The organism is Streptomyces sp. XM4193, from assembly GCF_023072595.1.
Classification (GTDB): Bacteria; Actinomycetota; Actinomycetes; order Streptomycetales; family Streptomycetaceae; genus Streptomyces.
The window spans coordinates 233,925-248,321 of the sequence record NZ_JALLGK010000005.1; the positions used below are offsets into that span (position 1 = coordinate 233,925).

A 14,397-nucleotide genomic window follows, 5' to 3' on the forward strand; every position below is an offset into this window, starting at 1 on the left:
TGGAACTGCGTGAGCAGAGTTGGAGGGAAGGTACGAGCCGACCGAGGGCCGGTCAATGGCGCCTGTAGCAGCCGTTGTTGGCGTTCCCCGAGGTGCCGGCGGTGCGCACGTGGGTGGCTCTCCACGAGTACGTCACTGGACCAACGCACAGTGTTCACACCTCGGTGCCCCCTGGCGTGCGACGCTCCGATAGTCGAGTTCATGTCATCCGCGTAGCACAGTGCTCCCCACGCCCTGCGCTACGCGCGTCAACCCGGAGGACACCCCCACATGGTCATCTCCAAGCCCAGGCACTGGAAGGCGATAGCGCTCGTGTCGAGCGCCGTGCTGGTAGCCGGCATCGCCCCGCAGGCCCTCGCCGGTGAGAACGCCCCGAAGGGCGCCGACGCGTCGAACGTCGCACCGGCCGACGCACCCGCCGGCTACTACGACGCCGCCGAGGGCAAGACCGGCGACGAACTGAAGACCGCGCTCAACGGCATCATCAGCGAGCAGGAGGTCCTCTCCTACAGCGATGTCTGGGACGCCCTCAAGCAGACCGACGAGGACCCGGCCGACTCCAGCAGCGTCGTCCTCTTCTACAGCGGGGAGTCCTCCCCGAAGGACAACAACGGCGGCGACCAGGGCAACTGGAACCGTGAGCACGTCTGGGCCAAGTCCCACGGCGACTTCGGCACCTCGCCCGGCCCGGGCACCGACATCCACCACCTGCGTCCGACCGACGTCCAGGTCAACAGCATCCGCGGCAACAAGGACTTCGACAACGGCGGCGAGCCCGTCGAGGGCGCGCCGGGCAACAGCACCGACAACGACTCGTGGGAGGCCGACGACGAGGTCAAGGGCGACGTCGCCCGCATGATCTTCTACATGGCCACCCGCTACGAGGGCACTGACAGCTTCCCCGACCTGGAGGTCAACGACCAGGTGGAGAACGGTTCGGCGCCGCTGCACGGCAAGCTCTCGGTCCTCAAGGAGTGGCACGAGGCCGACCCGCCCAGCGACTTCGAGAAGAACCGCAACGACGTCATCTTCGACATCCAGAAGAACCGCAACCCCTTCATCGACAACCCAGAGTGGGTCGGCGAGATCTTCTGATCGCCCCTGCCCCACGGTGCACCGCCGCCCCGCCCGACTCCTCGGGCGGGGCGGCGGCGTCGTTGTGCGCGGACTCCGGGCCGTGGGCCGCCGCGGAGGGGGAGCGGGCGCCGCGGGGCGCGTGGAGAGGCGCCGCGGGCCGCTGGGGCGCCCGGCTCCGGGCGGGCCCGTCGGTGCGGTGCGAGGGGTGTCACGCGTACGGGTGGTGGTGCGTCGCGGCGCCCGGGCGCAGGGCGTGCGGTCGGGGGTGCGCGTCCCGCGCCCGGACGGGTTGGTTGCCCCGGGCTCCGGAGGCAACCGGACCCCGTTCGGACGCGTCTGCCCACACAGCGACGCACCCGGTCCCACTTGGTCACCGACGTGTCGCGGGCAGTCGCGAAAAGTGCGGGAAGTGGCTGCTTCTCGCAAGCTGAATTCCGCTTGTCGTACGTCACTTGTGGGCAGCTTGACTAGTGCGTAGGAAAGGCGGACAGTGATGCCGGTTCGTCACTCACTCAAGGAATCTGCGGAGCCATGAACAAGGGATATCGCATCTTCAAGGGCAGCCGGCGCGAAGCGGTGGCCGAGATGCCTCAGGCGCACGTGTGTCCCACCTCCTTCGGCCAGGCCGTTTACGATCGCCGTGCTCAACTGGGCTGGTCCCAGGGCGAGTTGGCGGAGCGTGCCGGGCTGACGGTGGCCGCGATCGACCGTATCGAGGAGGGTGGCGCGACTCCCAGCCTCCACCTCCTGTGCCTCCTCAACGAGGCCATGGGCGACCAGTTGACCCCCTCCTGACACACAGGTGCGGGCAGCCGCTCGGAGGGGCACGTTCCCTTTCGGGTGCAACTTCGGAATTTCTTCCAGGGTGAGGCGCTAAGAAAGCGTTAAAAATCTGTCGGGGTGTGCCGGTCACGGGCGCGGTATAAGTGACCTGAGCCACAGAAATACCCCCCACTTGCTTCAGAGGCAGGCCACGCCCACCTGCCTCTTTTTTGTGCCCGCGGCCCTCGGGCCCCGGTGCGCGGCCACGGCCCCCGCCGCCCGTCCCGCCCCGACCGCCTCCCGGCTGTCGTCGGTCCGCTGCCCTCGTACCTTGCCCGGACGCCCCTTGCCCGGACGCACCGCGGGGCGCCCCGGGCCTCGCGGTGCCCGGGGCGCCCCGACAGGGCCGGCGTGCCGGCTACGGCTGTCCGTCGTCCAGCCGGAAGCCGACCTTCAGCCCCACCTGGTAGTGGGCGACCGCGCCGTCCACGATGTGTCCGCGCACTTCGGTGACCTCGAACCAGTCCAGCCCCCGCAGCGTCTGCGAGGCCCGCGCGATGCCGTTGGAGATCGCGGCGTCCAGCCCCTCGGGGGAGGTGCCGACGATCTCGGTGATGCGGTAGGTGTGCTCACTCATCTGCTCTCTCCAGTGCTCGCGGTCCGACCCGATTCCGTGCGGCGCCGGTGCGCCGCGGCGCCGGCACTTGCGCGGGTGCTGCGGCGCGTACGCGTTCCACCCGCGCCCGGCCTCCCACGGTGCCTCAGCGGCTGCCGCCCCGCGAGGCGACGGCCCCGGCCGAGCCGCCGCTTCGGCCGGGGCCGGCACGGCCCGCCCCGCGCCGCCGGGTCAGGCCGGCTGGTACCAGGCCGTCGCCAGCGGGGGCAGGGTGAGCGAGAGGGACGCCCCCCGACCGTGCTGCCCGTGCTGCTCGGCCGGCACCGGGCCCACCTGTACGACGCCGCTGCCGCCGTACCTCTCGGCGTCGGTGTTGAGCACCTCGCGCCAGTGCGACGGCCCGTCCGGGACACCGATCCGGTAGCCGTGGCGCACCACCGGGGAGAAGTTGCAGACCGCCAGCAGTGGGCTGCCGTCGGCGGCGAAACGCAGGAAGGCCAGTACGTTGTCCTCGCCCGCGTCGGCCACCACCCAGCTGAAACCGGCCGGTTCGCAGTCCTGCTCCCACAGCGCGGGCGCGTCGGTGTAGCGGGCGTTGAGGTGCGCCACCAGGTCCCGTGTGCCGCGGTGGTCGTCCGCCGCGCCGTAGGCCGGGTCCAGCAGCCACCAGTCCGGCCCGTGGGACTCGGCCCACTCCGCTCCCTGCGCGAACTCCTGTCCCATGAACAGCAGTTGCTTGCCCGGGTGGGACCACATGAAGCCGAGGTACGCGCGGTGGTTGGCGCGCTGCTGCCACCAGTCGCCCGGCATCTTGGACACCAGCGAGCCCTTGCCGTGCACCACCTCGTCGTGGGAGATCGGCAGAACGTAGTTCTCCGAGTAGGCGTACACCATCGAGAAGGTCATCTCGTTGTGGTGGTACTTGCGGTGCACCGGCTCCTTGGACATGTAGACCAGCGAGTCGTGCATCCAGCCCATGTTCCACTTCAGGCTGAACCCCAGCCCGCCGTGGCCGAGTTCGCCGCCGGGCAGATGGGTGGGGCGGGTGACGCCGTCCCAGGCGGTGGACTCCTCGGCGACGGTGATCACGCCGGGGCAGCGGCGGTGGAGGACGGCGTTCATCTCCTGGAGGAAGGCGACCGCGTCGGGGTTGTCGCGCCCGCCGAACTCGTTGGGGCACCACTCGCCCTCCTCTCGCGAGTAGTCCAGGTAGAGCATCGAGGCGACGGCGTCGACCCGCAGCCCGTCGATGTGGAACTCCTCGCACCAGTACACCGCGTTGGCGACCAGGAAGTTGCGGACCTCCCGGCGGCCGTAGTCGAACTCCAGGGTGCCCCAGTCCGGGTGCTCGGCCCGGCGCGGATCGGCGTGCTCGTAGAGCGGTGTGCCGTCGAAGCGGGCCAGCGCCCACTCGTCCTTGGGGAAGTGCGCCGGCACCCAGTCCATCAGCACACCGATGCCGGCCCGGTGCAGCGCGTCCACCAGGTACCGGAAGTCGTCCGGGCCGCCGAGCCGCGCGGTCGGCGCGTAGTACCCGGTGACCTGGTAGCCCCAGGAGCCGCCGAAGGGGTGCTCGGCCGCCGGCATCAGTTCGACATGGGTGAAGCCCAACTGCTTCACGTACGCGGGCAGTTGTTCGGCCAGCTCGCGGTAGCCGAGCCCCGGACGCCAGGAGGCCAGGTGCACCTCGTAGACCGAGAAGGGCGAGCGGTGGACCGGCCGGGCGCCGCGCCCGCTCATCCATCGGGCGTCGTTCCACTCGTACGCCGACTCGGTCACCACCGAGGCGGTCGCCGGCGGGCACTCGGTGCGGCGCGCCATCGGGTCGGCGCGCAGGGTGCGGACACCGTCCGGTCCGCAGACCTCGAACTTGTAGAGCGCGCCGTCCCCGACACCGGGCAGGAACAGCTCCCACACCCCGCTGGAGCCCAGCGAGCGCATCGGGTGCGCCCGGCCGTCCCAGTACGTGAAGTCCCCGGTCACCCGCACGCCGCGGGCGTTCGGCGCCCACACGGTGAAGCGGGTGCCGGTCACGCCCAGGTGGACCATCGGGCGGGCGCCCAGCGCCTGCCACAGCTCCTCGTGCCGGCCCTCGCCGATCAGATGCAGATCGAACTCGCCGAGGCTGGGCGGCAACCGGTACGGATCGTCCACCAGAAGCGGTTCGTCGCCGTAGTCGACGAGCAGCCGGTGCGGGCCGGGCGCGGCGCCCGGCAGCACTCCGGCGAACAGCCCGTCGCCCAGCGGCAGCAGCTCAGCGTCCACTCCCTCGGCGACGATCCGCACCGACACGGCGTGCGGGCGCAGCGCGCGGAAGAGCGTGCCGTCCGGGGCGGGGTGTGCGCCGAGCAGCGCGTGCGGATCGTGGTGGGCACCGTCGAGCAGCCGGCGGCGCTCCTCCTCGGGGAGCGGCGGCGCGGGGCGCAGGGCTGCTTGCCCGGTGCTCCGTGTCCGGGAATGCGCCTCGGGGACGGCGGCGGGCGGGGCCGCCGGCCGGTCGGCCCGCGGTTCGCCGGCGAGGGCGGTGGAGTCCGCGAGCGTGGTGGCGTCGGCGAGGGCGGCGGGGTCGGCGCTTGCCGGGGCCGGAGCGCCGGTCGTCGGTGAACTCGCCCCGGCCGCCGGGGGGTTCGCGGTGCGCACGTTCTTCGTCGAGCGTTTGCGGTCCGTCGTGCGGGTGCTGCGTCCGGTGGTCGCGCGGGCAGCGGGGGGAGTCGATTCGGCGGTCTGCGGGGCCTTAGGGCGGGCGGTCACGGGGTACTCCCTGGGTTCGGCGTCGGCACGGCGTCGGTGGTCGCGGGCGCTGCGGCGACCGGTGGTGCGGGGATCGGGGAACGCCTCATCCGGGGCCGCCGGCCAGGCGGCGGATGGCGGCCATCGGGATCGGCAGCCAGCTGGGCCGGTGCCGGGCCTCGTACAGCACCTCGTACACGGCCTTGTCGGTCTCGAAGACCCGCAGGAGCGCGGCCTGTGCGCGCAGTTCGGTGCCGGCCGCCTCCTCGTACCCGGCCCGGTAGGCGCGGCGGTTGGCGCGCGCCCACGCGCGCGAGGCGGCGGTGGCGCCGCGGGAGTGGGCGGCGTAGTCGAACGAGCGGAGCATGCCCGCCACATCGCGCAGCACCGGTTGCGGGGTGCGCCGCTCGGCCAGGGACTTCGCCGGTTCGCCCTCGAAGTCGATGAGCGCCCAGCTGCCGCCGCCGGCCGAGTCACCGGTGCGCAGCACCTGTCCCAGGTGGAGGTCGCCGTGGATGCGCTGAACGGGCACCTGGTGTCCCGCGCGGGCGAGGTCGACCACGGCACGGAAGGCGTCCCGCAGGGCGGGCCGGTAGCGGTCGAGCTCCGGCACGGCCTCGGTGGCCCGGTCGAGCCGTTCGGTCATCTCCTCGGCCAGCGCGGCGAGTTCGCCGCCCGCCAGCACGTCGGTGGGCAGGGCCCGGGCGAGCGCGGTGTGCACGTACGCGGTGGCCCGGCCGAGCGCGTGGGCGGGGCCCTCGAAGCTCTCCCGGTCCGCCAGGGCGCGCAGCGCCAGCTGCCATCCGTCGCTGCTGCCGGTCAGATACGGCTGGAGGATGCCGAGCGTGAGCGGTCCGCCGCCGCCGGGCGGTTCGGCGGCCTCGAACCAGGCCGCGGGGGCCGGCACCTCCCGGCAGCCGGCTCTGGCCAGCGCGAGCGGCAGCTCCAGATCGGGGTTGGAGCCGGGCGCGACCCGTCGGAACAGCTTCAGGATGAAGGCGTCGCCGTAGACCACCGAGGAGTTGGACTGCTCGGCGTTGAGCGGACGCGGGCTCAGCCCGGAGCCGATCGCCGTCCCCGCCTCCCGCAGGAAGCGCAGCGCGCCCAGTCGGCCGGGTGCACGGAGTCGTTCGAGGAGCACGGCGGTCAGGCGCGGGTCGGGCACGGCGTCGTAGACCGCGCAGCCGCGCAGCGGTCCGGTCTCGGGACGGCCGATCAGTGCCGGGACGAGGGCGGGCGGCAGCACGGCCCGTACGCCGAGCAGCAGTTGGTAGCAGTCGGTGTCGCGGCCCTGGTGGGCGGTGACGAGCAGATGCAGCAGCCCGGGGGTGGCGCTGCCGGGACGGCAGGGGAGCAGTTCGGTGGCGGCGGCGAGGGTGAGCCCGTCGAGCGGGCGCCCCTTGCCGGCGAACCAGCGTTGGTTCGGCAGCCACCTGGTCAGCAGCGTGCTGAGCGAGCTGAGCAGCGTGGAATCGGCCGTCTCCGGCAGAGCGGCACCGAGCGGGACGCTGTCCGGGATTACGGTCATGGCACCTTTCACCGGGCTTCCTCCGGACACGACGGTGATACGCGGGACAGTCCCGTCGCCTCCGGCCCGGGGCCGGCCGCGACGGGACGCGCGTTGTGGGTTCGGACGTACGAGTGGTCACGCGGGGAGCGGGACGCGGCCGGCGGCCCGGCGGGTGGCCGGGCCGCCGGTGTGCTCACAGAGCGGACGTGGCGTCCGGGCACTCCTGCGGCTTGCGCAGCCGGAACCAGTAGAAGCCGTGCCCCGCCAGGGTGAGCAGGAACGGCAGTTCGCCGATCGCCGGGAAGGTCACCCCGCCGATCAGTTCGACCGGATGGCGCCCGACGAACTCGCGCAGATCGAGTTCGGTGGGCTGGGGGAAGCGCGAGAAGTTGTTGACGCAGAGCACCACGTCGTCCTCGCTCGCGCTTCCCTCCGGCAGTTTCATGTGCCGGATGTAGGCGAGCACCGCCGAATTGGAGGACGGCAGTTCGGTGTATTCGCCGAGCCCGAAAGCAGGATTCTGCTTGCGGATCTCGATCATTCGCCGGGTCCAGTGCAGCAGCGAGGAGGGAGAACTCTTCGACGCCTCCACGTTGGTGACCTGGTATCCGTAGACCGGGTCCATGATCGCGGGAAGAGTGAGCCGGCCGGGATCGCTGGAGGAGAAACCGGCGTTGCGGTCCGGCGTCCACTGCATCGGGGTGCGCACCGCGTCCCGGTCGCCCAGCCAGATGTTGTCGCCCATTCCGATCTCGTCACCGTAGTAGAGAATCGGCGAACCCGGCAGCGAGAGCAGCAGGGCGGTGAAGAGCTCGATCTGGTTGCGGTCGTTGTCCAGCAGCGGTGCGAGCCGTCGCCGGATACCGATGTTGGCCCGCATGCGCGGGTCCTTTGCGTACTCCGCGTACATGTAGTCGCGCTCTTCGTCGGAAACCATCTCCAGCGTCAACTCGTCGTGGTTGCGCAGGAAGATGCCCCACTGGCAGCCCGCCGGAATCGACGGTGTCTTGGCGAGGATCTCCGAGACCGGCAGGCGGGACTCCCGGCGCACCGCCATGAAGATGCGCGGCATGACAGGGAAATGGAATGCCATGTGGCATTCGTCGCCGCCCTTTTCGTAGTCGCCGAAGTAGTCGACGACGTCCTCGGGCCACTGGTTCGCCTCGGCGAGCAGCACGGTGTCCGGATAGTGCGTGTCGACCTCGGCGCGCACCCGCTTGAGGAAGTCGTGCGAGGCGGGGAGGTTCTCGCAGTTGGTGCCCTCCTGCGCGTACAGGTAGGGGACCGCGTCCAGCCGGAAGCCGTCGATGCCGAGGTCCAGCCAGAAGCGCAGGGCCGCGATCATCTCCTCCTGCACCTGCGGATTCTCGTAGTTGAGGTCCGGCTGGTGCGAGAAGAAGCGGTGGAAGTAGTACTGCTTGCGCACCGGGTCGAAAGTCCAGTTGGACTGCTCGGTGTCGACGAAGATGATGCGCGCGTCCGCGTACTGCGAATCGTCGTCGGCCCACATGTAGTAGTCGCCGTACGGCCCGTCCGGGTCGGTCCGGGACTGCTGGAACCACTCGTGCTGATCGCTGGTGTGGTTCATCACCATATCGATGATGACCCGGATTCCGCGGCGGTGCGCGGCGTCCACGAACTCCACGAAATCGGCGAGGTCGCCGAATTCCGGAAGCACCGAGGAGTAGTCCGCCACATCGTAACCGCCGTCTTTCAGCGGCGACTTGAAGAAGGGCGGCAGCCATACGCAGTCGATGCCGAGCCACTGGAGATAATCGAGTTTGGCGGTGAGGCCGCGCAGATCGCCCACGCCGTCGCCGTTGCTGTCCTGGAAGGAACGGACCAGGACCTCGTAGAACACGGCCCGCTTGAACCACTCGGGATCGCGGTCCTTCGCGGGAGTGTCCTCGAATGTGTCGGGGACAGGCTCATTGACGCTCATCAAAGGGTGACCCTCCGGTCGATGGGGACGGTCGCAGAGAGAGAATGTGCGCCGGGGCCGGAACATCGGCTCTGCCGGGCTCCAGGCGCACATAGTTGTCCCTGCCCCAGTGGTAGGTCTCGCCGGTGAGCTCGTCGCGCACCGGATACGGTTCGGCGCCACGTGCCTGAGCGGGGGTGAGGCCAAAACCTTCGAGTTCCTCGGTATCCAACGACACCGTTGCCTCGTGGGTGTGCTGCGGATCGAGGTTCACGACCATGAGTACCGAGTCGGCGTAGGGGACGTTGCTGCGCTTGGAGTAGGCGAGGACCTGGTCGTTGTCCGTGCGGTGGAAACGCACGTCGCGCAGCTGCTGGAGCGCGGGGTGCTCGCGGCGGATGCGGTTGAGCGCGGTGAGCAGCGGCGCCAGCGAACGTCCCTCCCGCTCGGCGGCGGCCCAGTCGCGCGGGCGCAGTTCGTACTTCTCGGAGTGCAGGTACTCCTCGCTGCCGGGCGCGGTGGGCTCGTTCTCGCAGAGTTCGAAGCCGGCGTAGACGCCCCAGGTGGGGGAGAGGGTGGCGGCGAGCACCGCGCGGACGCCGAAGGCGGCGCGTCCCCCGTGGCGCAGCGAGGCGGGCAGGATGTCGGGGGTGTTGACGAAGAAGTTCGGGCGCATGTACGCGGCGGCGGGTCCGCTCAGCTCGGTGACGTAGTCGGTGAGCTCCTGCTTGGTGTCGCGCCAGGTGAAGTAGGTGTACGACTGCTGGAAGCCGACCCGGGCCAGCGCGTGCATCATCGCGGGCCGGGTGAACGCCTCGGCGAGGAAGATCACGTCCGGATCGCTCTTGTTGATGTCCGCGATGACCTTCTCCCAGAAGGCGACCGGCTTGGTGTGCGGATTGTCGACCCGGAAGACGCGTACGCCCCGCTCCATCCAGAAGCGCAGCACCCGCAGCGTCTCCTGAACCAACTCCCGGTAGGACTCGCGGGAGTTGTCGAAGTCGATCGGGTAGATGTCCTGGTACTTCTTCGGCGGGTTCTCGGCGTGGGCGATCGAGCCGTCGGCCCGGGTGCGGAACCAGTCGGGGTGCTCCTTGACCCAGGGGTGGTCGGGGGAGCACTGGAGGGCGAAGTCGAGCGCGATCTCCATGCCGAGACCGCGTGCGGTGGCGATGAAGTGCGCGAAGTCCTCGAAGTCGCCGAGGTCGGGGTGGAGGGCGTCGTGGCCGCCGTCCAGCGAGCCGATCGCCCAGGGCGAGCCGACGTCCTCGGGGCCGGCGCTCAGCGAGTTGTCCGGGCCCTTGCGGTACGCCTCGCCGATGGGGTGGACCGGCGGCAGGTACACCACGTCGAAACCCATCGCGGCGACGGCCGGCAGCCGCTCGGCGGCGGTGCGGAAGGTGCCGGAGCGTGGCGGCCGGCCCTCCTCCAGCACCGCGCCCTCGGACCGGGGGAACAGCTCGTACCACGAGCCGTACAGCGCTCGGCGGCGCTCGACCTGGAGCGGCAGCGCCCGGGTGGCGGAGACCAGTTCGCGCAGCGGGTGGCGGTCCAGGAGCGCGAGGACCTCCGGGGTGAGCGCCGCGGCGAGGCGCGCCTCGGGCTCCAGGTGCTCCTCGCGCAGCGCGCGGGCCGCTGCGCGCACGGCGGCACGGCCCTCGTTCTTCGGGACCCGGCCGGCGGCCCGGTCCAGGAGCCGGGCGCCCTCGGTGAAGGTGAGGTCGACGTCGACCCCGGCGGGGATCTTCACCGCCGCGTGGTGGAGCCAGGTGGCCACCGGAGCGCTCCACGCCTCCACGGTGTACGTCCAGCGGCCCTCGCCGTCCGGGGTGACCAGTGCGCCGAACCGGTCGGTTCCGGGCGCCAGTTCGCGCATCGGCGTCCAGGGGGCGGTGCGGCCGTCGGGTCCGCGCAGCACCACGTTCGCGGCGACCGCGTCGTGCCCCTCCCGGAAGACGGTGGCCGAGACCTCGAACGTCTCGTCCGTCACCGCACGCGCCGGCCTTCGACCGCAATCGACGAGGGGCTGGACGTCCAGGATGGGAATACGGCCGATCATGGGCTCACCTGCGGTAGTTGGGGGAGTTTCGTCCCCCTTTGTAACCGCTGGAGGGGTGGGCCGTCCGGGTGCGTGCGGGGCGGGTGCCCCCACGTCACTCGTGTGGAGGTTCGAGCGCCGCCGACCCGCTCGGACGCGAAAGGCGAACGACCCCGGGGTGCGGGGTCGTTCGCCTCGGCCGCGGTGGGTCGGTCAGTCCTCGACCTTCCAGACCACCGGCTGCTCGCGGAAGTTGCTCTGGTACGCCACGTTGGCGGCCTTCTCGCTCTTGCCGACGAGGAAGACCCGGCAGCTGGTGAAGTCCTCGCCCTTGGCCAGTTGCTGCGGCCGGTTGTTGACGCACTGCGCGACATCGTCGTCGGTGGTGAAGATGCGGTCCGCCTCCTCGCCGCGGCCGTCCCGGAGCTTGGGAGTCACCCCCAGGGAGGGGACGCGCGGTGCGTCGCCGTCCACGTACCGGTAGTTGACGGTGACGTAGTACGGCACCATCTCGCGCTCCTTGCCGTCCAGGCGCACGTCCTCCAGATCGGCGACGTCGCCCTTGACGACCGTCCTGGTGGTCACCTCCATCGTGGTCTTGGAGGTGCCCGAGTCGTGGGTGACCAGCGTCGTCTCGCCGAGCTTCAGCGTCTTGCCGAGGTCGGCGTCGACCTCCTTCTCGGGGGTCTCGGAGGCTTCGGGCTGCTCCGGCTCCTCCGACTTCTCCGGCTGGTCGGGCTGCTCCGGCTGGTCGGAGGCGGGCGGCTTGGCCGGTGTGTCCGCCTCCGCCCCCGGGTCCTCGCAGGCGGTCGACAGGGCCGCCACTGCGGCGACGGATACGAGTGCGGCGATGGGCCGGATGCGCATGGTGTTCCCCCGTGAGATGTGGCATTGGTGCGACTCGTGCGCGGGAGTGCTCGCGGAGCGGTCCCGGCGCGCAGACATCATCATCCGACCTGTAGACCCCGATCCATGGCCCAAGGTTGTCTGGTACAGCTCTGAGACACCGCTGTTGCCGGGCAACGGGCCCGTTTCCAGGGCGAGATGAGCGGCCTGCGGCACCGATCCCGTACGGCGGAGCAGCGCTGTGCCTCCACCGAGTGAAGTAGTACGAAACGCACCAGACCCGCGTGAACCGGAAGAATGCGCCGTTACCTTCGAGGAGTGAAGGCCATTCGTCGTTTCTCCGTGCGTCCCGTACTTCCCGAACCGCTTCGACCGCTGGGCGAGCTGGCGCGCAACCTGCGCTGGTCCTGGCACAGCGGCAGCCGCGACCTCTTCCGTCACGCCGACCCCCAGGGGTGGCAGGCCGCCCAGGGCGACCCCCAGCGGCTGCTCGGCTCCCTTTCGGTGTCCCGCCTGACGGCCCTCGCCCACGACCGCGGCTTCCTGCGCCGACTGGAGGTGGCCTCCGGCGATCTGCGCGACTATCTGACCGAGCCCCGCTGGTACCAGCGCAGCGTCGCCGAAGGCGCCGAACTCCCCGCCGCCGTCGCCTACTTCTCGCCCGAGTTCGGCATCGCCGGCGCCCTGCCGCAGTACTCGGGGGGCCTGGGCATCCTCGCCGGCGACCACCTCAAGGCAGCCAGCGACCTCGGGCTGCCGCTGATCGGTGTCGGCCTGCTCTACCGGCACGGGTACTTCTGCCAGTCGCTCTCCCGCGACGGCTGGCAGCAGGAGCGCTACCCGGTCCTGGACCCCGACGAGCTGCCGCTGTCCCCGCTGCGGGAGGCCGACGGCACCGACGTCGAGGTGAGCCTCGCGCTCCCCGGCGGCCGTACGATGCGCGCCAGGATCTGGCAGGCCCAGGTCGGCCGGGTGCCGCTGCTGCTGCTGGACTCTGACGTCGTGCACAACGACGCCGCCGAGCGCGACGTCACCGACCGCCTCTACGGCGGCGGGCGCGAACAGCGGCTGCTCCAGGAGATGCTGCTCGGCATCGGCGGCGTGCGCGCGGTGCGCGCGTACTGCCGCATCACCGGGCACGCGGAGCCGGAGGTCTTCCACACCAACGAGGGCCACGCCGGCTTCCTCGGGCTGGAGCGCATCCAGGAACTGATCCGCCGGGGCAGCGACTTCGACGGGGCGCTGGAGGCCGTGCGGGGCGGCACCGTCTTCACCACCCACACCCCGGTGCCCGCCGGCATCGACCGCTTCGACCGGGAGCTGATCGACCGGCACTTCGGGGACGACGGCGAGCTGCCCGACATCACCGCCGAACAGGTGCTGAGCCTGGGCACCGAGGACGACCCGGAGACCGCCGGACTGTTCAACATGGCCGTCATGGGGCTGCGCCTGGCCCAGCGCGCCAACGGGGTCTCCACGCTGCACGGCGCCGTCAGCCGGCAGATGTTCGCCGGGCTGTGGCCGGGCTTCGACGCCGCCGAGGTGCCCATCACCTCGATCACCAACGGTGTGCACGCCCCCACCTGGGTCGCCCCCGAACTCGCGGCCCACACCGGCCCGTTGCCCGACAACAGGCTGTGGGAGCTGCGTCGCACGCTGCGCGAGCAGCTGGTCCAGGACGTGCGCGAGCGGCTGCACAGCTCCTGGCGCTCCCGCGGTGCGGCCGACGCCGAACTCGGCTGGATCGACAATGTGCTCGACCCCGACATCCTGACCGTCGGCTTCGCGCGCCGCGTCCCGTCCTACAAGCGGCTGACGCTGATGCTGCACGACCGCGAGCGGCTGATGGAGCTGCTGCTCCACCCCGAGCGCCCGGTGCAGCTGGTCGTCGCGGGCAAGGCGCATCCGGCCGACGACGGCGGCAAGAAGCTCATCCAGGAGCTGGTGCGCTTCACCGACGACCCGAGGGTGCGGCACCGCATCGTCTTCCTGCCGGACTACGGGATGCGGATGGCGCAGAAGCTCTACGCCGGCTGCGACGTGTGGCTGAACAACCCGCTCCGCCCGCTGGAGGCCTGCGGCACCAGCGGGATGAAGGCGGCGCTCAACGGCTGTCTCAACCTCTCCGTCCTCGACGGCTGGTGGGACGAGTGGTACGACCCGGACTTCGGCTGGGCGATCCCCAGCGCGGACGGTTCGGCCGCCGGTGACGACCGCCGGGACGCCATCGAGGCCGCCGCGCTCTACGACATGCTGGAGGCGCAGGTCGCGCCCTGCTTCTACGAACGCCCCCAGCGCTGGCTGGAGATGATCCGCCAGACCCGGGAGCGCCTCGGGCCCAAGGTGCTCGCCGACCGGATGGTGCGCGAGTACGCCGAGACGCTGTACGCCCCGGCCGCCCGCTCCCACCGCGAGCTCGACAGCACCGCCGCCCGTGAGCTGGCGCGGTGGAAGTCGGTCGTACGGGCGCAGTGGCCGAGCGTGCGGGTGGGCCACGTCGAGGCGCAGGGCCCGGGCGAGGACGGCATGGAGCCCGGTCCGGAGCTGGGCGCCTCGCTCTCGCTGCGGGTGCAGGTCTCCCTCGGCGAGCTCCAGCCCGCCGACGTGGAGGTGCAGGCGGTCGCCGGCCGGGTGGACGCCTCGGACGACATCGCCGACCCGGTGCGGGTGCCGCTGAAGCCGGTCGGCGGCGCGGACCTCGCGGGCAACTGGACGTACGAGGGGCCGTTGGCGCTGGACCGCACCGGCCCCTTCGGCTACACCGTCCGCGTTCTGCCCTCGCACCGACTCCTCGCCCACGGCGCCGAGTTGGGGCTCGCGGCGGGCCCGCAGGAGGTGTCGGCCCGGGACGAGGTCGCCGAGGTGGTGACGCCGTAGCGCCGGACGTCCCGCAGCCG

At 71.2% G+C, this 14,397-nt stretch carries 9 protein-coding genes; 3 read left to right on the forward strand and 6 right to left on the reverse strand.

The window, feature by feature from the left end:
- Nucleotides 1-270: 270 nt before the first annotated feature.
- Nucleotides 271-1,095 (forward strand): endonuclease I family protein, encoded by an 825-nt coding sequence (locus tag MTQ01_RS16275; RefSeq protein WP_247491068.1) that lies wholly within the window; start codon nt 271-273, stop codon nt 1,093-1,095.
- 513 nt (nt 1,096-1,608) lie between these two features.
- Nucleotides 1,609-1,872, forward strand: coding sequence for a helix-turn-helix domain-containing protein (locus MTQ01_RS16280; RefSeq protein ID WP_247491070.1), 264 nt, complete (start codon nt 1,609-1,611; stop codon nt 1,870-1,872).
- Between the two features lie 385 nt (nt 1,873-2,257).
- Here the strand turns inward: MTQ01_RS16280 and MTQ01_RS16285 are convergent, their stop codons facing one another.
- From MTQ01_RS16285 to MTQ01_RS16310, 6 genes are all read right to left on the reverse strand, one after another.
- Entirely contained in the window at nt 2,258-2,476 is a 219-nt protein-coding gene (locus MTQ01_RS16285; RefSeq protein WP_247491072.1) for a dodecin, read from the reverse strand.
- Between the two features lie 210 nt (nt 2,477-2,686).
- Nucleotides 2,687-5,206 (reverse strand): 1,4-alpha-glucan branching enzyme, encoded by a 2,520-nt coding sequence (glgB, locus tag MTQ01_RS16290; protein WP_247491074.1) that lies wholly within the window; start codon nt 5,204-5,206, stop codon nt 2,687-2,689.
- 85 nt (nt 5,207-5,291) lie between these two features.
- Nucleotides 5,292-6,713 carry a phosphotransferase gene (locus MTQ01_RS16295; RefSeq protein WP_247491076.1) on the reverse strand — a complete coding sequence of 474 codons (1,422 nt, stop codon included), beginning with the start codon at nt 6,711-6,713 and terminating at the stop codon, nt 5,292-5,294.
- A 175-nt stretch (nt 6,714-6,888) separates the two neighbouring features.
- Entirely contained in the window at nt 6,889-8,637 is a 1,749-nt protein-coding gene (treS, locus tag MTQ01_RS16300) for a maltose alpha-D-glucosyltransferase (protein ID WP_247491079.1), read from the reverse strand.
- Entirely contained in the window at nt 8,624-10,675 is a 2,052-nt protein-coding gene (locus MTQ01_RS16305) for an alpha-1,4-glucan--maltose-1-phosphate maltosyltransferase (protein WP_247491080.1), read from the reverse strand. Before MTQ01_RS16305 ends, treS begins: the two co-directional genes overlap by 14 nt.
- A 192-nt stretch (nt 10,676-10,867) precedes the next feature.
- Complete coding sequence (locus MTQ01_RS16310) at nt 10,868-11,521, reverse strand: hypothetical protein (protein ID WP_247491082.1); 654 nt, start codon at nt 11,519-11,521, stop codon at nt 10,868-10,870.
- Nucleotides 11,522-11,818: 297 nt separating this feature from the next.
- Here MTQ01_RS16310 and glgP point away from each other — a divergent pair, with 297 nt between their 5' ends.
- A complete protein-coding gene (gene glgP, locus MTQ01_RS16315) occupies nt 11,819-14,377 on the forward strand; it encodes an alpha-glucan family phosphorylase (RefSeq protein WP_247491084.1) in 2,559 nt (852 codons plus the stop codon).
- Nucleotides 14,378-14,397 lie beyond the last annotated feature (20 nt).

Excerpts from the sequence above, each read along its gene's own strand:
- MTQ01_RS16275 (WP_247491068.1), top strand. The coding sequence starts at position 271 with ATGGTCATCTCCAAGCCCAGGCACTGGAAGGCGATAGCGCTCGTGTCG.
- MTQ01_RS16305 (WP_247491080.1), bottom strand. The coding sequence starts at position 10,675 with ATGATCGGCCGTATTCCCATCCTGGACGTCCAGCCCCTCGTCGATTGC.
- MTQ01_RS16280 (WP_247491070.1), top strand. The coding sequence starts at position 1,609 with ATGAACAAGGGATATCGCATCTTCAAGGGCAGCCGGCGCGAAGCGGTG.
- MTQ01_RS16285 (WP_247491072.1), bottom strand. The coding sequence starts at position 2,476 with ATGAGTGAGCACACCTACCGCATCACCGAGATCGTCGGCACCTCCCCC.
- treS (WP_247491079.1), bottom strand. The coding sequence starts at position 8,637 with ATGAGCGTCAATGAGCCTGTCCCCGACACATTCGAGGACACTCCCGCG.
- MTQ01_RS16310 (WP_247491082.1), bottom strand. The coding sequence starts at position 11,521 with ATGCGCATCCGGCCCATCGCCGCACTCGTATCCGTCGCCGCAGTGGCG.
- MTQ01_RS16295 (WP_247491076.1), bottom strand. The coding sequence starts at position 6,713 with ATGACCGTAATCCCGGACAGCGTCCCGCTCGGTGCCGCTCTGCCGGAG.